Source organism: Paenibacillus mobilis (assembly GCF_058267595.1).
Genome location: NZ_JBZCMS010000016.1, coordinates 21,684 through 41,385 on the forward strand (window position 1 = coordinate 21,684; position 19,702 = coordinate 41,385).

General features: G+C 36.3%; 10 protein-coding genes. 2 read left to right on the forward strand and 8 right to left on the reverse strand.

Annotated features, from left to right (window positions below; all coding sequences use genetic code 11):
- Window positions 1-658 precede the first annotated feature (658 nt).
- The 6 genes from AC3ZPD_RS20995 to AC3ZPD_RS21020 all read right to left on the reverse strand — a co-directional run bounded on the left by AC3ZPD_RS20995 (window position 659) and on the right by AC3ZPD_RS21020 (window position 13,117).
- Complete coding sequence (locus AC3ZPD_RS20995) at window positions 659-5,644, reverse strand: sacsin N-terminal ATP-binding-like domain-containing protein (protein WP_490986229.1); 4,986 nt, start codon at window positions 5,642-5,644, stop codon at window positions 659-661.
- Window positions 5,645-5,952: 308 nt separating this feature from the next.
- Complete coding sequence (locus tag AC3ZPD_RS21000) at window positions 5,953-6,135, reverse strand: AAA family ATPase (RefSeq protein WP_490986265.1); 183 nt, start codon at window positions 6,133-6,135, stop codon at window positions 5,953-5,955.
- Between the two features lie 335 nt (window positions 6,136-6,470).
- Complete coding sequence (locus tag AC3ZPD_RS21005; RefSeq protein ID WP_490986230.1) at window positions 6,471-7,760, reverse strand: Wadjet anti-phage system protein JetD domain-containing protein; 1,290 nt, start codon at window positions 7,758-7,760, stop codon at window positions 6,471-6,473.
- 11 nt (window positions 7,761-7,771) lie between these two features.
- Window positions 7,772-11,110 (reverse strand): ATP-binding protein, encoded by a 3,339-nt coding sequence (locus AC3ZPD_RS21010; protein WP_490986231.1) that lies wholly within the window; start codon window positions 11,108-11,110, stop codon window positions 7,772-7,774.
- The gene (locus AC3ZPD_RS21015; protein WP_490986266.1) at window positions 11,079-11,684 is read right to left on the reverse strand and encodes a DUF4194 domain-containing protein; all 606 of its coding nucleotides are present in this window, start codon (window positions 11,682-11,684) and stop codon (window positions 11,079-11,081) included. Before AC3ZPD_RS21015 ends, AC3ZPD_RS21010 begins: the two co-directional genes overlap by 32 nt.
- Window positions 11,684-13,117, reverse strand: coding sequence for a Wadjet anti-phage system protein JetA family protein (locus AC3ZPD_RS21020; RefSeq protein ID WP_490986232.1), 1,434 nt, complete (start codon window positions 13,115-13,117; stop codon window positions 11,684-11,686). Before AC3ZPD_RS21020 ends, AC3ZPD_RS21015 begins: the two co-directional genes overlap by 1 nt.
- A gap of 337 nt (window positions 13,118-13,454) precedes the next feature.
- Between AC3ZPD_RS21020 and AC3ZPD_RS21025 the strand changes: the two genes are divergently transcribed.
- The gene (locus AC3ZPD_RS21025; RefSeq protein WP_490986233.1) at window positions 13,455-15,035 is read left to right on the forward strand and encodes an ATP-dependent nuclease; all 1,581 of its coding nucleotides are present in this window, start codon (window positions 13,455-13,457) and stop codon (window positions 15,033-15,035) included.
- Window positions 15,017-16,126: a DEAD/DEAH box helicase family protein gene (locus AC3ZPD_RS21030; protein WP_490986234.1), complete on the forward strand. Its 1,110-nt coding sequence runs from the start codon at window positions 15,017-15,019 to the stop codon at window positions 16,124-16,126. The genes AC3ZPD_RS21025 and AC3ZPD_RS21030 overlap by 19 nt, the downstream gene beginning before the upstream one ends.
- Window positions 16,127-16,671: 545 nt before the next feature.
- Here AC3ZPD_RS21030 and AC3ZPD_RS21035 read toward each other — a convergent pair.
- Window positions 16,672-18,435 carry a hypothetical protein gene (locus tag AC3ZPD_RS21035; RefSeq protein ID WP_490986235.1) on the reverse strand — a complete coding sequence of 588 codons (1,764 nt, stop codon included), beginning with the start codon at window positions 18,433-18,435 and terminating at the stop codon, window positions 16,672-16,674.
- A gap of 129 nt (window positions 18,436-18,564) precedes the next feature.
- Window positions 18,565-19,627, reverse strand: a protein-coding gene (locus AC3ZPD_RS21040; protein WP_490986236.1) for an IS630 family transposase whose coding sequence is annotated in 2 segments (ribosomal slippage) — window positions 18,565-19,122 and window positions 19,124-19,627 — 1,062 coding nt in all. Because the reading frame shifts where the segments join, the coding sequence is not laid out codon by codon here.
- Between the last annotated feature and the right edge of the window lie 75 nt (window positions 19,628-19,702).

The window sequence follows — 19,702 nt, forward strand, 5'->3', positions numbered from 1 at the left end:
TCCTGCCCATTAGCTTAACGGCAAGGCAATCGAAATATCAATTTATAACCTAATTTTACTCAAAGGTTATTATCATGAAAAAAAGGTTGCCCTCGAATCAGGGCAACCTCTAAAGTAATAACAAACAATAATCTTAATTTACGAATAACGTTCAGATACCAACATTAATGTCCGAACACCAACAATAATGTTCAGACACCAATATTAATGTCCATACACCAACTTTAATGTCATTGAACAACCACTGTCAGGTGATAAAAAACTGTGGAACCAATTTTGTTGATTTTACTGGGTGTGCCGCGGTACGTGATAAAGATGAAAAAAAGAAAGTGTGGAACCACCAGGAATTACCATGAAAAGAAAGTTGGGAACCAACTACTTGATTTTTTTCTATATTCTTAATGAAACTATTCCACTCCAAAATCTCCTTCTCAAAAAGAGCACTCTTCATGTAGCCTATTTCAATAACTAGCATTATTCAGATGATTACCGGCAAGCTGGCTGCATCCCCCCCCTCAACTCTGTTAATCTGAGCTGAGGGTTAACCTAACTTTGTTGTTTTTACATTGTCTACTTGGAAGGAGGCAGTTCAATTCCGATCTTCAAACATTATTACCTTGAATAAAATTTTTGGTGTTATCTTTTCATCTCATTCATCCTATTTAACTTCAGCTATAACATTTTCATAGCTTGAATCAAGTATTATCTTAGGATTTTGATTCCAATCATATTTGCATTTTGCATACTGAGATACATTTAAAGATAAATAATCCCCCAGCTTTCTATCTGTGAGGTATCGATGGCCAAAAATCACTTCATCTACCGATTCATTTATTGCTTTCGTTAAATAATAAGTCCATATACCATTTTCTAATTCATCACAAGAATAGGATTTCTCTCCATCTTGGCAAGATAAGAATAATGCATAATGAGGAAATTCATTTGATAAAATGAACAAATCTTCGTCATTAATATTAGAAATAGTACTTCTAGAATATTCATCTATAAAACTCTGAGCACAAGCATCAATAAAAATTAGTGCATTATTGCATTCAGAGCGTTTTAAAGGATCAAGCAATAACTTTCTCAATGAAATTGCAGTATTCGAAATATCTGTTTTACTCATATCGTATGTTGAGATGTAGTTAGTCGCACCATCATGAAAACCATGTCCTACATAATAAAATATCAGTCTATCGTCACTGGTCAAAGAGAACAAGTGATATTTTATAACATCTTCAATCTCATTTTTTATGGCATTATCATTTTCTAAAATTATGATATCACTTTCATCTATATTTAATTTATTTATTAATACTTCTTTGAATTTCGCAGCATCATTATTAGCATATTTTACTGATGGTATTTGATTTCTTTGTTTTGGGAAATAGTTTTCTATTGAAATAATAATAGCTATAGTTCTTTTGAATTGTGGATTATTTACAATTAAATCAGTTTTTCTTATTTTATCATTTATTAATACTGTAGAAGTTAATTGTCGGATATATTTTTGATTATTCAAAAGTATATCCTCGTTTGCTTTTTCTGTTTCAATAACAAATACTAATTCCTCACCTTTTATTATCCAATCAAAACTTACATTAGGTGTTGGATTAAGCATTGAGATTGCTTTATTGGTAATATCAATTACATTGAAATCAGTACTCAAGCCAACTATTTCATTTTTCATTGGAGAAAGCTCTTTTATCCCAAAAACTATAGTACCACCGCTAGTATTAGCGAAAGATGAAATGATTTTCGCTGTTTTTTCAGGTGAAAAAGGTACTGCATCAAAATCTAATATATCGGATTTCGGATTATTGAATTCAGTATCTTTAATATCAACTTTTTTGATTGGTATTTTATTAATTTTTGTCATTTTCAAGAGCTGACCAAGTGTAAACCGTTTAGGAGGTGTAACACCATCTTCATACCAAATCTCTGCATCTACATATTCAAGGACATCAAATTCAGAATCATAATAGAGTCTTATTTTATCATTATCTGATGGTCTAGCAACCACTTTTATATCATTTCCATTTTTAGTTATTCCTCCAATAATGCTTTCTGAAATTACATCTGCAGCCGTGCAATCATATTCTGGTAATGTATTAAGATGTTTAATCACGTTATCTATAGCTCTTGGAATAAGTGACTGTATATATGCTTTTCTACTAAGATGCTGCCCTGAAACTTCAAAAAAGTCTTCAAATAAGTCTTCTTTGTAGCTGTCCTTACCATCTTCTGATGTAGCTACATTAGTTCCACCTACTAAATTTTCTAAAGTCAATTCAATACCTTCGTGGGAAAGATATCTGCGAATTTCATCATCATCAGCTCTTAATAAAAAATCAAGTTTACTACTATATCCCTCTAAGCCAAAATAAATACATAGCTTTTCGGCTAATCTTAATAGTACGCTATTTGAATTCCACGGGTTTGTTACATAAATCTTATTTTCATCAACATGCAAATTCACATATTTTATAAAGTTCATTTCATCATATGTGATTTTTAGCTCTTTTGATTGATAAATTTCTAAAACATTGATTTTATCTTGCATCTGCAATAATTTTTGCTCAATATTATCATCATTTTCATCATGTTCTATCCATATTTTTAAGTATGGAACAATGCTTTTTAACTTTATTTTCAATTTGTCACATATTTCTACATTATCACAGACTAAATTAAACTGATTTTGACTTAATAATTTCACTTGAAAATAAGTCAACATTTTTTTGAGATTCGGATGACTTTTATTCTTTGCATTCAATTTTATAAAATCATATTGTTCTTGAAAAATGGATTCATTGCCATCTAAAAAATAATGCAAAGCTTTACATTCCGTAAATGAGTCTTTACTATTCAGTAGAGAGTTTGTATTTGACCAAATATTGATTAATTCAATATTATCTAAACTCCAATTAGTAGAATTATCTAATAAAATTGAATATATTAATTGTATTCTTTCATAATTTTCGCTTTTTATATTACCATCATCTTGAATACTCAATGGAATTTGTGCGAGTATAACTAAATAATCTTCAAGTTCGAGTTGAGTTTTAAAATTGAAAAAGGCCTTCCAATTTTGTGATAATTCTGGACCGCTAAATACTGGTAGATATTTTCCTGCAATATCCTTAATTTCATCTGTATTTAAAAATACAGATGAAGAAACTAGTATTTGTCCTGAAAGTGTTGGGATACAGTTCATGTTCTTTATTAACCAAGGTATATAATTGCCAACTATATTACCACTGGTACGCCCAGGCATCCCATCATTGCCCCAATATGCAGTTGCACCAACAACAATTTCGCTGGGCTGATAGTTTTCAATATAATCACGCCAAAACAAATTAGAGAACTTATTGTTTCCTGAAACATGATTTATCAATGTTAAAGTATAAATATTTATAAACTCATCCGCCCTAAACGAACTCATATATGGTTTAAACACCATATCAGATGTTGAAAAATATTCTACAGCTAACCCCTTATTTATCAATAAAGTTTTATTGATTTTCTGGCTATAATGTATGGTATTTATACCATCATTTACTCCTAGTATCTTGAAAAATCGTTTCCACTCATCTTTATCAAGTGTATTTACACAATACTGTTCACTAACAAATATATCTTCTCTAAGTATTTTTGCGATTTTCAATCTTGGATTATAAAAATCAGATAAATAGCATTTAGATGCTTGTAACAGCGTATTTTTTGTAGTCATAAGGTTTATTTCTGATAATTGATAGAGAAGATTTTCTTTTAGTTCACCTTTTCTATATAAAGAAAATAATTTTTGAACTTCAGATATTGCATTATCTTTATTAATATAGTTACTTATATGAGGTAGGAGGTTTTGTGTTATATAGGTTATATCAGTCTTTTCTTTTACTCCAAGGCTTTCTAACCAGTTTTTTGTCTCTAATTCGTGTAATAACCAACTCAATATATCTTTATGAACAAAAGATAATTCATTGTCTATTTTATTCCAGTTTTCATCATCAGCTGTTGGAAAACAGACTTGTTTGGGATAGTTAATTTGATTTTTATGATCCCAAATAAAAGGAAGAGTGCTTACAAATTCATCGGTTACACCTTTAACTTTTTCTGAATTACAAGACAACCTTAAAAATTTTATTAACTGAATATTTTTTTGAATCGAATGTGTCTCTTTAAAAAACACAGATTTCAAAAATAATTTAAAATCTTTCCATTCAAAGCATGAAACCTCAAGTTTGCTCAATTTATTCCAATAATTACATTGTTTAACATAAAATTTAGTTGCAGCATTAGAACTTTGTTTTGTAATAAAATTTTTAATAGGTTCTTCACCAATAAAATTCTTTTCTGATAAGTATGTAAAATCTATCAAGGCTTCGCTAATCTTAATTATTGTATTGTTACGAGATAGAATAAAAGCAATATCTTCTTTTGCTTTTTTAATCCCCTTGTTATAAGATTTCGCCAAATCATCACTAAATGGGGATTCATCTGGTATTAATTTATATGCCTCAAATGAAATATCAGAAGGCACTAGCTTAGAGATCCATTTAAAAATTTCATAAGAAATACATTCAAACAACCACTGGTTCCACTTTGAATCTTTGTGAATACTTTCTCTATTAGCGGATATAAGAAAATTAGAGTTTACTAACACTGGGAATTCATATTTTGTTTCACCAGTCGGTAAATATGAATATAAAACTCTATCTTTTTTTTCTAAAGAAACTATGCCATTACTATCAATTTCTGCTGCAAAGGTCATCTCAATAAAGTCCGCATCTAATAATTTGGGAGGGATATGCCGTTCTTCTACAAGAGTCTTTTTTAGCTCTTCTGAAACATTTAAGCTTACATTATTTATCAACCAGTCTTTTTGAGACTTTTTTCCTTTATCTAAGATTATTTTATTTACGCTACTCCTATCAATTGTAATAATTTTATCTTCAAAATGAATTTCTGTAATATTTTTCAAAAAGATAAACATATTCATATTTTGAGATAAGTTTTGAATTGCATCTTTTGTTTCATCGATATGCTTTATTTTAAGTACTGTTGCAACACTTGAACCAATTTCAGAAATAAACCTTCTTATTTCTGCTCTAACCTCTATGGTTTCTGTGTATATCGGGATTATTTGCCAAGGATATTGAAATCTTCGATTATTTTCGTCTTCCCACTCTTTTTGCGATATTTCCCAATTCCATTCAAAATTATAAGAACTATCAAATCTAAAAAATTCGCCGTTAGTATATATTACGACATTGTTTGATTGACCAAATACTGATTTAAATCCAATACCCTTATATCCAGTCTTTTTTAAGTCGGATTTTTTTGTCCCGCTGTTAATATTACAAATACCGCGAATATCTTTTTCATCAAACACTTTACCTGAATGTGCTACTACCAATTCATCATTAAATACTTTTACCCAAACTTTAACTCCATCAGTGTTACAAGGTGAGTCATCAGCATTTTGTAGAAGCTCATATATAAATCTATTTGAATCTGTATAAAGATCTACCGATAAAGCAGCTATAGAATCAGCTTGATTTGCTGCTTGTGTTGGGTTCTTATAACTTATATTATCATTAAAAATTTTTTTCAACGCTGGCCTCAACTCTGTACTATTCATAATATCACCTATCCTACTATCAAAAGTTTTCCTTGCTTTAGATTAATTAATAAATTAGTAAATTAACCACTAACGCCTGTCATTGAATGCTGTAAAAGTCTTCTTTCCCAAATGATTTTATTTTGTTCATTCGGTACATTCCATTTCTCTCTTCCAAATAGTATTTATAATGAATTTGAAGACTTTTCTGAGTACCATCTTGGCTTTGCGAGAATAACTCAATAAAAACGCCACTTTCAGTAGGATTCTCCATTTCGAATATTAAATGGAACTCTATTGGCTTTATAGGCGACTCTATACTGTTACTGTCAATATGAAAATCGCTCTGTTTTATATAATAAGTCCCTATTTTGTTTGCCAAAGCCAAGACAAATTCTAAGGGTATCCATTATTGCGGATTTACCCGTATTATTCTCTCCAACTAAAATATTAAGTCCCTTATGAAAATCAATGTTTATGTCCTCAATATTTCTAAAATTACATATCCTCATTTGTTTTATGAACAATTCTATCCCCCCAGATGTTTCCTAACTTGTCTTTTCCCCTCCTTCCATTATAATACAACCGACAACGTCCGGTAGTATTTTCCATACAATATCTTTATCAATAGAAAAAGGGAGAACCTAAGTCCCCCCACCTTTCTGCATTGTCGCTTGAGACTCCAGGATAGCGTTTTCCAATCCGCGTAACCATAAAATAGAATAGATGCTAAAAATCCATATGTTCATGTAAATGGTTTCGTCATTCTTGTTTAAAATCTAATTGCCCGGTTTCTTTTAAATCTTTTCCATAGTTTTTGAACATACAATCCCGAAGCGAATTGAATTTATCTCATATTGGTGCTTCCTGAACTAAAAATCTCTTGCACAAATTGATCAGGAATTGCCTCTTGTTCCATCCTAAGACCAGTTTTAGCCATAGTCGCCAACAGGACATGCCACTGACTATACGATTCATTTTGAATTAGATCATTTGCTCTCTTTCGATAACGCTCTGGATGATCCCAATCCGTTTCTCCAAATTGCCGAAGTATTCCCTCACTCATAAACAAAGAATGAATAGTAAGGGGGCAATCTCGTTGTAGAAACCGATAAATCTGGATGCCACCTAAGTCTATATCTCCCCAGTGAAATACATGAATGGATTCAGTACTTTTTTTAACTATATCCCATAAATCTCTCAGGAATGATTGAAGAATACGGTGTGGAAATCCGCCGGTGTAAATCACCAATTCCCGCACAGATTGACGGACTCGAAACCATTGATGATAACTACTTAAGTTCTCGATCATTACAATTCGCTCAACATCCAACTGGGTCCATCGTAATGTTTTTAAGGTCTCAGGATACAATGCTGTTCCATCGGGGAACAGTTCCAATGACAAATGAGCCCCATTTAGATTGAAGTGACCACATCCTCCAATCAAGACAGGTTTTGGGTGGGGTACGATTCCAATCAGATCCAATTTTCCTTTTTCCAGATCGGACGCTTCTCCAATGCCCTGCCTGACAATGGAAAGAAGCCTTCGTTCAACAAATTGCTCGAAATACTTGCTGTTTCCGAAAACCCTCATGCTAAGCATACGCTTTGGGATATCTCCTGATATAGACGGCATTTCCTGCAATACACGAACCGCATCTTCATAACTTTTCAAATCATTTAAATCCAATCCCGCTGAGCGTTGTGATTCCAACATAGCAACTATCCCTTGAGTCCATTTGACTACCCAGTCCCATGGATGATTGTTCAGCTCTCTAAGAATATCTGTCAATTCGGCCAACTTGTCCTTTTTCGCTTGCCTGTCCACATGTCCATAAGCGACCGTTATCTTATCCCATTCTAGATAAACTTTTTTAATAAAATTAGATGAGCGTTCTCGTTTCACATCGACAATTCCTTCTAGCGCAAGTACCTCTACGACCTGATGCATCCATTCACGTTTGCGAAAATCCATCTCGTCTTCGTAGTCTGCTTTAAAAGGTACATCATTTAATTCCAGCTGCGACCGTTGCTTAGTTGCTTCCCCTTTGATAAAGGCCGTACTTCGCTCATACTTATCTATTAGATGGTTGAGCAACCTATATTTGAACTCCTCTTTAAACTCCTGTTCATTCACCCTTTTTCACCTCAAAACAATGTTTCCTGCTGCCAATCTTCTTGATCCTCCTTGGACTCAATCGTTTGAGCTTCTTCATCCTCCCAACGGTCGATCATATCGACAAAGCACCGGTAATCCTGATTTGTGACAATAAGTGTAGTAGTCACTTCGGGTGCCATATGCTGTATTTTTTCATCAGGTACCGCTGCTATCAGTTGGAGATTCATTCTTTTAATTAACTTAAGGCTAGTCTGAATCCGTTGCTCATCCATTTTGTTAAATGCTTCGTCAAATACGACCAGTCGAAGGGTTCGTTCGGAACGATACAAATGATAGAATGAAGCAAGGATTGCCACATAGAACGGCGTTTGGGTTTCGCCTCCGGACTTCTCCTTCAGCACTTGTGAGAAGCGGTATTGACTGTCCCCTTGCCGAACCAAGATATCATAATCCAAATACCGACGGTAATCAGTGAACTCATCCATGTCCTCTGCTTCATTTTGTACAAGCTGTTCAAATAATTCTTGTAATGCTTCTGCCCTTTCATCATCCATAACATCAAACAAGTTTCCTCGCTCCATTAATCTAGGATCCATCACCGCATCGTAATATCTCCGATATTTTTCGCTGGGTACTACCTGAAAATTATATTTGTCAGATGAAAATGGAAAGTGATCCAGCGCATAGTTTAGCTCTCTGAATTCTCTTTTCGCCATCTCAATAGCTTCTCGCAGCTTGAAGACAAAATGAGACTTGAACTCTTCTTCAGAAACCTGGAGTGCTGCCTCCACCTTCTTAAGATAATCGGGAATATCCAGTCCCTCCACTTGTTTCAGAAGATGATCGTAAACATCGTTCTGTTCTGTATCAATATCCGTTGTAAACGTATATTCCGTGTTATATTCGGTCCTTTTTTGCGATAAGTTGCGGGCTTCCTCTGCAAGCCTTGTTTCATTTCCTTTGCGATTGCCTTCCCAATTGTTAATTTTAGACTCCGTGGCAATAGATGAGCGATTAGCTTCTTCCAATCTTCCCAATGCCTGTTGCAGGCGTTCCGGCCATGTGGCCGTCCAATGCTCCACAATGGCTTCTTTATCTTTTACGATATTGATTTGCAAATATTTTTTTGTCTCAACTTCCTGATACTCTGTATTTAGAGAACCTATCTGCTGATTCAGACTGTCGCGCTTTTCCTCCCAATCTTCTTCTGTCTTTTTCCAATTTTTTATCTGCTCGCGTAACAGATCAGCTTCACTTAAATCAATTGTTTCTCGTTCATTTCGCCAACACTGTAGATCTGTCAAGCAATTCTCCAACTGGTGAGGAAGCTCAAGTTGATCAGCCAGTATGTCGAACAATGACCTTTTACCCTTCAATTGCTCTATCCAGCCTCGCAACTGTTCCAACTCGACAGAAAGTATACCGTGCTCCTTATTCAACTGTGCAAGCTCTTCACGTTTCAGTTCCAACTGGCGAATGACGGCATGCGATCCAATGTAGGGAGGAGAATACAGACGCTCGGGCATTTGCCGGGCCACTAGATTACTGTAACCCATACAACTTGCTGTAACCGCAGTACGGTAACTCAGCAAGTCCTGCTCATCGACAGCTTTAATCACTTTGCCCAACAGATGCTCCAAATGGGCTTGGATAACAGGATGAGATGCCTCCGCGGACTCTGCTAGGGAGCCCTTTTGTGCTGTATTCAAATATTGCCGCTCCGCATCGGTATTGACCAAGCCTATACCCTCAATTCGGCGACTATGCTTCTCCCGTTCATATATTGCCAAAGCTTCGCGGAATACGGACGGTTCAACCAAAAGATCGAAACGCTGAGTGTTCAAATAGCCTTCAATCGCATTGCGCCACGTTTCATCCTTTAATTCCATCTCTTCGCAGAATATCCACACTGGTGAACGGGTTCCAAGTCGTTCTTCCAGTAGAGTTTTAAGCGCCAATACCCCTTCACTATAAGGGCGCTTACGCTGCTCCAGGTTGCGAATAGTTCCTTCTGTATCCTTGATCTTTTGTTCCAATTCTTTCAGACGGTCACCCGAACGTATCCGTGTTTCGGACATCCGGTCTTGAATACCCTCCAGTTGTTCTCCTATTTTCTGAAGATGCACTTTTTCCAATTCGATATCATGGTCATAACCGTAAAGATTCGACGCTATTCCGCCAATCAGATCTGCAGCTAGCTGCAATTGCACCCTCTCGTTGTCTTGCCAGTTCCAAATCCCGTTTCCGATCCACATACCAAGATTTGTGATATTTTCAACCTGCTTTTGCATAGAGCGCTGCCATACGGCAAGCTGTTGCTCTAGTTCGTTTAAACGCTTCTCTCCGCTCTCTATGCTCTGGTCCAGTTCATTTTTTCTTTTTTCTTCATTGTTTTCATATAGCTTCCGGGAGATATCCTCTCTTTGCAGGGTTGCCTCCTCTTTCTTCTTTCTTGCCAGTTCCAAATTACTAAGGGTCAATTTCAGTTTATGGCTTAGTCGCTCCAACCCCACCACCAGTTGTTCAAAAGTTTCCTGTTCCTTGAGTACACGCAGTGAACGAAGCACATAGTCTTGCTCAATGACAAGATGTCTGTATTTTTCCACAATTTGAAATCGATCACGGATATGTTCCAGTTTGTCTTTGCGTTTCTGTAGTTCCTGTAACTCCAACTTATAACGCTCATGCACAGTAAAGTTTTCTTTCATCAAACCGAGCTGCAGTTCCTGACGATCCAAAATATTTTGGTATACAAAATCACGAATATTCTGTATCGGTTTAAATGACAACGCCCGGGTAAAGGTCTGAAAAAAACGCTCATGTACATGTCCCATCCGGGAAAGCAACGCTTTCTGATATTGTGATTTGTTCTGCTCAAACACGGATTTAATAACACTGGTCCCTTGATAATACCCTCTGAATTCATCTCGGTTTCGTAATCTTCCATCGTTCTTAATCAGTTCAAGCGTGTCTAAAGTCATTGGAGCCAGAATAAAAAACTCTTCAGCATGCTCTTGATTAGAAAACACATCTGCGACCATGCCGACTACAAACGACTCCCGTTTTTCCTGATCCTCAAACTCCGCGAGCAAATAAGTGTTGAAATCTCCGTCCCGTAAATATCCCCGTTCTTCACTACCAATCTTGCCCTTTAAATAATCCAACAATGAACGCTTGGCATCCTCATGAGCGGCTGGGTTAAACTTAATCATCTTCTGGTTGGCTACAAACAATACTTGTAGAGCGTCAATAATGGTTGATTTCCCCGCAGCATTTTTTCCTGTAATCAAGGTTTGCTTGCCGAAATCCATGACCTCATCTTCAAAGTAATGCCAATTAATCAACCGAAGCTTCTTGAACCACTTCATCAAATATCCCCTTTTCTTCCCCTGCCACATATTGTTCAATGCGATCCTGAAGTCCATTCAATTGTTCTAAATCAATAACGTATAGCCAGGTGTGGTAAAGAACGATTCTGCAATCGTCGGAACGAATATCTGTGTCAAGCGCCTCTGCAAGCTGGTATCTGGTACAAAGCTTGATAGCCTGATCCAACTTGGTTTTACCTAACCAGGGCAGACGAAAGGTTTCGTATTTCGTACGTATTTCATGAATCGTCGTCGCGGGGAAAGCACTGATGCTCAGTCCCTGTCGTTTTTCCTGATACAGCAACCGCAAAATTAGAAGCCAAATGCTCATTTCTCGGTCCAGAGTGCGTCGAAATGAGCTATAGGGTGATTGTAAAAACACGCACTCGTGCCTCTCATCGACAATCATCTCCCAATCCAGCATTTTTAGATAATCTTCTATAGCTCCTTTATGACGGCGGACTACAGCATATCCATCGCGATCTTTTTCTCGGATGAGAAAATTAACCGCGAGAAGCCCGTTAAGTACAACCTTGATTTTCTGCCGTTCTTGTTCGCTGATTTCTTCCCACATCAAGTTCGCTGCCTCCCTTCAGATATTCGTGGTCTGATCTTATGGTTGTAAAAACGGTAGGGACCCGCGTGTAAAATCAATCGATCTTTACTACGTTCAATCTGGTAGGGAGAACCACCATCTTGACCATATAAATAAACATAAGTCAGGAGCAGTACTTCCTCGACATTCTGAGGAGCCAGCTCCGCGATTTCCATATTATTTTTATTCTGCAAGCGAGAAAGAACGAAATCATCCACTTTCTTACGCGTAATAGCCTTACGCATACGCTCAATTCGCTCCTCACGCAATTGTTCCCTTACTTCTCCTGGGATAGGCAGTACATAATGTTCTCTAGGCTGGTGGGGAATCCGTTTTTTTCTAACAGAGAGAAGCGATCCCTCATTTAAAAACCGAATACGCTGTAATCTTGAAAGTAGAGTGAGAGCTTCGTCTGGAACAGAGAGCGATAAATCCCCCAGGGCTTCCAGTATAGACGCCAGCTTCTGGTCGATTCCTTGGTGATGCTGACTCAAATATCTTGCCCGGTCGTAGGAAGAGCGTAAATACTGATTATGACGAAGATCAATCCGGTAAAAGGTGTCATCAAGACCTAAGTAGATTGCTTCAATATCTCGTAATGACTGTCTCAGGTGTGACTCTGCTTCTTCAAAACTTGCATATAACCCGCCTGAAATTCCATCCTGTACGGCTTGCTCCATCCAAGCTCCATCCAGTTGCCAGCGCTGGACTATATCAAGGATTTGATGACGATACCTGGCCACATGATCTGAAGTTTTCAACCGATGGTAACTGTTCTCGACAATTTCCTTCTGATAATGATCAAAATGGTGGTCCAACACATCTTGAATCGATTTTTTACTGACTACCTGTTCCATATGATGTTTCATATTATTGTAAAGAGTAAAGAGTTCCCGATCAAACTGAAGGGTATTGGATAGCGCTTCCCGAACAGCCATAGCAGGACGCTCCCTTGATTCTTCACCGGACAACATACCATAGGTAGCAAAAGCATAACGCTGGTATTCAATAGCCTTCCCTTCACATAGTTCCTGAATGAGTGACAACATCCGAATGGAATAGTGAGGCAATACAATGTAAACTTCATAACGATCTCGTGTCTCTAGTTCAATCCAGCCCAGTGCTTCCAACCTTCGTATCAAGCTGTTTGCCTTAGCACGCGATACGTCTTCTATATTCAATTGTCCAGAAGAGTTCACCAAAGGTTCTACATCCCACTCCAGTTGCGCACCCAACTCTTCCCACGATTCAATTAGTTCTTGATAAAGATCTCGCATTAATTCAATTCGTATACCAAAGCGCTCTCGTTTAGCATGTTCATATAATAGTTGGACAGCCTCAGCGTTTAATTGCTTATTGGTCCCCGATAACAATCGAAAAAAGGACTCTGGAACTATCTCGAATAGCTTCAATTAGAATTCCTCCTCCCAAAGACCCGATTCCTTTTATTAACATTATTCGACGAAATAAACAATTATCCCTCTCTATTTGCTATGTTATTTACTGAGTAATTTAAATATAAGATTTTACTAACTAATAGAATTGCTGAATATAAAAAAAGGAGTTACCAAAGGAACTCCCCTATCATTTACTCCCCTTCTCCGACAGAAGAACATATACAAACATTCCCAGTTAAAGTATTCTTAAGATGACGCTAGCCTTGTTAGAGCCTTCAATCAAATATAACAAGATATTGATATTATCTTTATTGATTACTAATGATAACCCGGTCGATTGAGGAGGACCTAAATGTATATAGAACAGTTGAAGATTAAAGGTTTTAAGAAGTTCCAATCTTTTACTATTGACTTTAACAAACATATAAATGTGCTAATTGGGGAAAATGAGGCTGGTAAGAGTACAATATTGGAGGCTATTGATATCGTACTTAATCAAAAAATCTTTAATTCTACGAATAACTCAGAAAAATATTTTAATAATGATATTGTTAATCACTACAAAAAAAATCCTTCTATTGATACTCTACCTAAAATTGAAATAGAGATATTTTTTAGTGATGAGAAAGATTTAAATTCCGAGTATTTTAATGGACTCCATTCATCTTCTACTCCCGTATCGAAGAACGGTATTAACTTCACATACAAATTTGACGAAAATTATCGTGAACTTCTTGAGCGCATGTATGACGGGAGTTATGATGAAAACTTAATTCCGACAGATTACTACATAGCAGAATGGGTTACTTTTGCTGGCAGAAAATATATTAATAAAAAATCCCCTTTAAAAAATGTATTGATTGATAATTCAATTAGAAAAAATAACCTCTTTGATTCTTATTCAAAAAGAATCTTTAATAATAATATTAAAGTAACAGATAGGCAAAATCTTTCGTATCAATTTAGAAAAAAAATTCAAAACTTCGTAAACGAAAATACCGAACAACTTAATATAAAAGAATACAATTTTGGAATTGATGAAGACAAAACTGTATTAGAAAATTTACTCGATTTAAAGAGTGATGGGGTATCAATCCAAAACAAAGGAAAAGGGAAAGAAAATTTAATTAAAACGGAAATTGCCTTAGAGGTCGAGTGTGATCTAATTTTATTAGAAGAACCCGAAAACCATTTGAGCTATATCAATACCAGGAAGCTAATTAATGATATTCAAACTATGTGCCGCGATGCTCAAATGATTATTACTACGCATAATCCATTGATCGTCAGCAGATTAAATTTGCAAAATACAATATGGATTAATAAAGAAAAAAGTCATTCTCTAACTAAAGTTAATAAGGTTGCCGCGGATTACTTTATGAAAACAGATAATTTACAGTTACTAAATTTTATATTAGCTCAAAAGGTAATTCTTGTAGAGGGAAATAGTGAATATATTCTATTACCACAACTTGTAAAGAATTCCCTACTGTATACATTAGAAGAAAAAAATATTGAGATTTTATCTGGTGGAGGTATTACTTATAAACACTATATTGAACTATCAGAAGTAGTAGATAACTCTTTATTAGTTATAACCGATAATGATGGAGATCAGGAAACTGTTGACTCTATTCGTGAGTTAAATAAGGAACATACAAATATTCAAATCCAATGTCCCGATTCTGTTAATGAGTTTACTTTTGAAGTTTGTCTTTTTAAAAAGAATGCGTCAAACCTTAGTAATATTTCGGATGTTAAACCAGGTACAAAAGCTGAATATCGTGACGTTCCTACAGATAAAAATTTAGCTTATATGCTTAAAAATAAAACTGAAGCTGCTTTAAGGATATCCGAAGAAGATGCTTATAAAGAGGTCGTTGTATTACCGAAGTACATCCAGGAGGGAATTGAATGGCTCGTTCAACAATAATGCTTGCAGCGGCCGGTTCAGGAAAAACGTATTATATTGCTAAGCATTTAAATCCAACTTCAAAAAATCTAATCATTACATATACTAAACAGAATGTTGCGAATCTTAAGAGAGAAATAAAAATTATACATGGAGAACTACCTAAAAACACACAAGTTTTAACGTTTACTAGTTTTGTATATAGATGGCTCTTAAAACCCTTCGAACCGATCTTAACCATTGGAGATAGAACAGCTATAATAACTGCTGGAGTGGAAATAAATAAAGAACCTGAACCTCAAAGAATTAATGGAAAGCCAAATCATAAATATCGTAAACAAGATGACTATAGACACTATATAACTAATCAGAAGTATTATGCATCAAGAATTTCCAGTTTAGTTTTAGCTCAATCGAAGGAAGTAAAAAAAATAATAATTCAACGTTTATTTAATTTTTGTGATCAGCTTTATTTTGATGAACTTCAGGATTTTATGGGTAAAGATTTTGATTTATTATCAATGCTTATAAAAGAAAAAAATGTAAAAGTCTTTGCAGTAGGGGACTTTCACCAGCATTCAGTTAGTAAGTCTAATTTTACAGCCAGTAAACCATTTACAAAAGGGAAAGACTATATATCAAAAGATGAATACAAATTACTTTTTAAAGGAACACATATAGATGAAAACACTCTAATAAAAAGCAGACGTGTTCCAAGAGAGATATGTGATTTCATTAGTACTAAGCTAGGCATCCATATACAGTCATCAAGCATAGTTAAAGGGCACTTTGAGTTATTAGAAGAAAATTCTAGAATAATCGAGGTTATAGAAGATATCAATGTAATAAAGTTGTTCTTTAGAGATAGTCGTAAATATAACTGCTTGCCAACTATAAACTGGGGCTATTCTAAAGGCGATACCTACAAAAAAACTTGTATTATACTAACCAAGACGTTTGAATCATTATTTGAAGAAGATTTCTCTTGTGATCATTTAACACCTGCCCAAATAAATCCACTCTATGTAGCGATGACGAGAGTTACAAATGAGCTTTACTTCATTAAAGAAAAAGATTTTAAAAGACATAAAGAAAAATATACGATTCTTTAATGAAGCCCACGGAAAAGAATAAAGCAAAGAACTTCTTATTTCTTGCTATATAAGCGTCAAACCGCCCCAACATGTAATCATGTTTGTCTGACCAAAACAACCAATAGAACCGCGATACTAGCCATCCGTCAACAGAATGTTAAGCGTGTTATTGTTCTCTAGCATACTTGTGACGTCATATGTTGCCATTACTTCATTAAGTTTCTCTTCTATTTTAATCTGCGTTTTCAATGGAAGATTTCGATAAGATCTACGAAAAGCAACAATGCTTTAAAACGTTGGGGTACGGTAACCCGCTGCCTTTAATTGAGATACAATACTGGGTACATGTCGAATTAAATAATCTTCCTTCGTTTCAACATACTTCTCGAGCATTAATCTTGTACTAGGGAGGAATTTCATCTCTGGTAGTCGATCGAGAATTCGTCCTCGATCTGTTGGTTCCAATACATTTAATATTGATTATTTCTTAATTCGAAATGGCGTTAGTTCGCAACAGTCAAGTTAATTATTAACTTCCCCTCTCAACTCACAAATTTTACTATTTATTGTTTATCGATATATTCCTGGCAGCTATCACATAGTCCGTCTGTAGGTTGATTTAATATCGACTCACATCTAATGCAACTACCTATCGGGTTCGAATGACCACAATGCAGGCATTTCCCTTGCTCATATTTCTCTTCATTTTCAGTTGATAAAAATATCGTAAATTGATGACATGCCTCGCATGCATATTCAGCTATTTCATCATCATCGACTTCCGGCATATGCTCCTCAAGAAAAGTATCAATGTATTCTGTAAGTTCTTCAAGTTCAGCAACACACAGTTCATCTATTGTAACGGGCATATAGTTAGTTTGGTCTTCATTGTACTCTGCTTCACCATTTGTGTAGCTAATTCTAAATCTTTTCTGAAGATCCACATCATTATAACTGATGTTGAATTTAACATAGCTAGTCGCACCTTCTGAATCATCTATAAAAGGCTCCGTGATAACTTTTAGCTTATTCTGACCAACCATGTAATCAATGCAGAACACTTCAACATTTTTAGTTAAAAGCGGTTCACTATACGTGATTTCTAAATCAGCCCGGTAATATAATTGTTGCTTGAACTCATCAAAGGTATTAGTGATATGCTCTTGAAATAACTCAATTATCGAATCGTGTTGGCGAATATTAACTCCAGATTCTTCCTCGATAAGACTTTTATAATCAAGTTCTCTTTGAAACGACTCAGCTTCATTCATTCGTTCCAGCTCATCAAGAAACTGGGACATCTCGGTTTCAAGATAAGCTGAGAACCTCTCCTCAGCCTCATCAATAATTTTCTGTAATTGACTCATGCTCGTTTTAAATTTTTCATACAATTTTTTGTCAATCAACTTATTATGTGCAACGTGATTCCTATCAGTATTGAATTCTCCCCACCGACCTTCAAATTGACGAAAATCACAGGAGAACCAATTTGAAAAGTAGTCCTTCCAAAAGTCTTTATCGATTACTAATTGATTAGCCAAGAGTGAAGATAACTTAGTTTGAAAGTGAACTGCCGCTCCTTCGTCGTATATGATATTATTCATAATATTTTGAAACTGCTTTAAATTTTCCTTTTCTTCTCTACTTAAAGAAAAAGTTTGCCTAGCGTCGGTAAACGGATCGTCCAATTCGGTTGAATGACCTTGAAATATGTTTTTTTCTTTTATTTTATAGGTTTTGAAACCCAAAATTTTTACTAAGTCTCCCGTATCAATTGACATTAGATTGGTATGTATATTATCAAAGCTAGGTGCCCGGCGCTTATAGGGATCATTCCTTTGATTATATTTTTTAGTGAGATCAATGGGCATATACGTTTCCCACCAATCGGCACCTAAATTATAAAATAATACAGTGTTTAGTAGCCGCCGCAACGAATTTTCTACCAAATGAATATCTTTATACAAACTGTCAGCAAAAGCTTCTGATTGACGATCCTCTAACCAAACACATTGTTCCCAATCGGTTATCACTAAATCTTTTATCTTAATTTTCAAATCGTGAAGACTAGCGTCAAGCGCACTTTTTTCTACCATTGAGATGTCTATTTTTAATTGGAATGTGCCATGTGTCATTATGTATGTAAATTGAATGAAGTATTCTTTTTTGTTAATTGCCATGGTCGCTTTTCTAGTTCGATCTTTGTTTGAATAAAACTCATATTCTAAAGCACCTAAATCAGTTTTGACCTTTTCCATGAGACCATTTGTATACTCAACAAAATTAAAATGTTTGTGATTGCTGTCGATCATTACAAATCTAATCATTGCTTTCACGCTCCAAATAATGCTTAATTTAATACTTATGAGCAACTTACTTTAGGAAACTTTGTCCCCGAGGACTTGGTTCGCTTGGTATCGTAATAAAAGCTATTTTCTTGACCTATATAAGTTGAATTAAAGAAATTCCACAACATGATCAGGCTCCATACGGATACAGAGACGGTCAATGACGGTTAGAGGTTGCTGCATGACCGCATTCATGAAAGAAGAGACGTTTTTACGGATTTCGGCTACCGTGTGGTAGAAAACGTTGTTCACCACATCGGCTTTCAGCCACTTCCAGAGTCCTTCCACAATATTCAGTTGGGGGCTGTACGGCGGCAGAAAGACGAGGCTCAGCCGTGTGTTCTCGTGCAGAAACGGTTTCAATAGCTTGGCATGATGGATGCGGGCGTTGTCCAGCACCATCGTAATCGTGCCCGACGGATACGCATTGAGCACCTTCTTGAGGAAAGCCAGAAACGTTTCGGCATTGTACGCTTCATCCTCGTGCCAAACGATCCGGCCACTGCCATAATCGACGGTCGAAAGCAATTTCACCCCGCGATGTTTGCCGGTCGTCCGGACGATCCGTTGTTTGCCCTTTTCAAACCAGGTCCGCTGAAGGGCCTGGTAGTCCCGGATCATGCTTTCATCTTCAAACAAAAGATGAGCAATTTCGCCAGTTTCAACCCTTTTTTAAAGTCGAGAATGTGACTTCCACAAACTGTTGTTGTTTGACGGGATCTGCGGCCGCAAGCGTATACGTCGGTTTCGTATAGCTCATCTGCATATGCTCCATTAGCTTCGACACACCGCGTAGCGAGTAACGATATCCATAGGTTCGCTCGATGTAATCGGCAATCAGCTGTAGCGTCCAATTGAATTTGGCCGTGAAGCCCACATCCGCCGGCACCTGATGGACAATGACTTTCTTCAATTCCTCTCGTTGTTCCGGGGTCAACCTCGAGGTCCGGCCGGGAGAGAACCCCATGTGCAGACCGGGTAGCCCTTGTGTCTCATAGGTATGGATGTAACTGCGAACGGTTTTCTCGGATCGACAGAGGATGCCAGCGATCTCCTTAACCGGCATTCCCATGATTCGTAACCGAACCGTCTGCAATCGTTCGTACATCCGACGGCCCTTTGTGGATCTCAGCCGTTCTTCCACTTCAGTCAGGGCGTCTTTGTTCGCCATCCCATTCACCGCCTTATCCAGAATCTTACGAAACCAGTTCGACGGCCATAAGGAAATCCCTTGCTTGTTTTTGGA

Excerpts from the sequence above, each read along its gene's own strand:
- AC3ZPD_RS20995 (WP_490986229.1), bottom strand. The coding sequence starts at position 5,644 with ATGAATAGTACAGAGTTGAGGCCAGCGTTGAAAAAAATTTTTAATGAT.
- AC3ZPD_RS21000 (WP_490986265.1), bottom strand. The coding sequence starts at position 6,135 with ATGAGGATATGTAATTTTAGAAATATTGAGGACATAAACATTGATTTT.
- AC3ZPD_RS21010 (WP_490986231.1), bottom strand. The coding sequence starts at position 11,110 with ATGAAGTGGTTCAAGAAGCTTCGGTTGATTAATTGGCATTACTTTGAA.
- AC3ZPD_RS21015 (WP_490986266.1), bottom strand. The coding sequence starts at position 11,684 with ATGTGGGAAGAAATCAGCGAACAAGAACGGCAGAAAATCAAGGTTGTA.
- AC3ZPD_RS21025 (WP_490986233.1), top strand. The coding sequence starts at position 13,455 with ATGTATATAGAACAGTTGAAGATTAAAGGTTTTAAGAAGTTCCAATCT.
- AC3ZPD_RS21030 (WP_490986234.1), top strand. The coding sequence starts at position 15,017 with ATGGCTCGTTCAACAATAATGCTTGCAGCGGCCGGTTCAGGAAAAACG.
- AC3ZPD_RS21035 (WP_490986235.1), bottom strand. The coding sequence starts at position 18,435 with ATGATTAGATTTGTAATGATCGACAGCAATCACAAACATTTTAATTTT.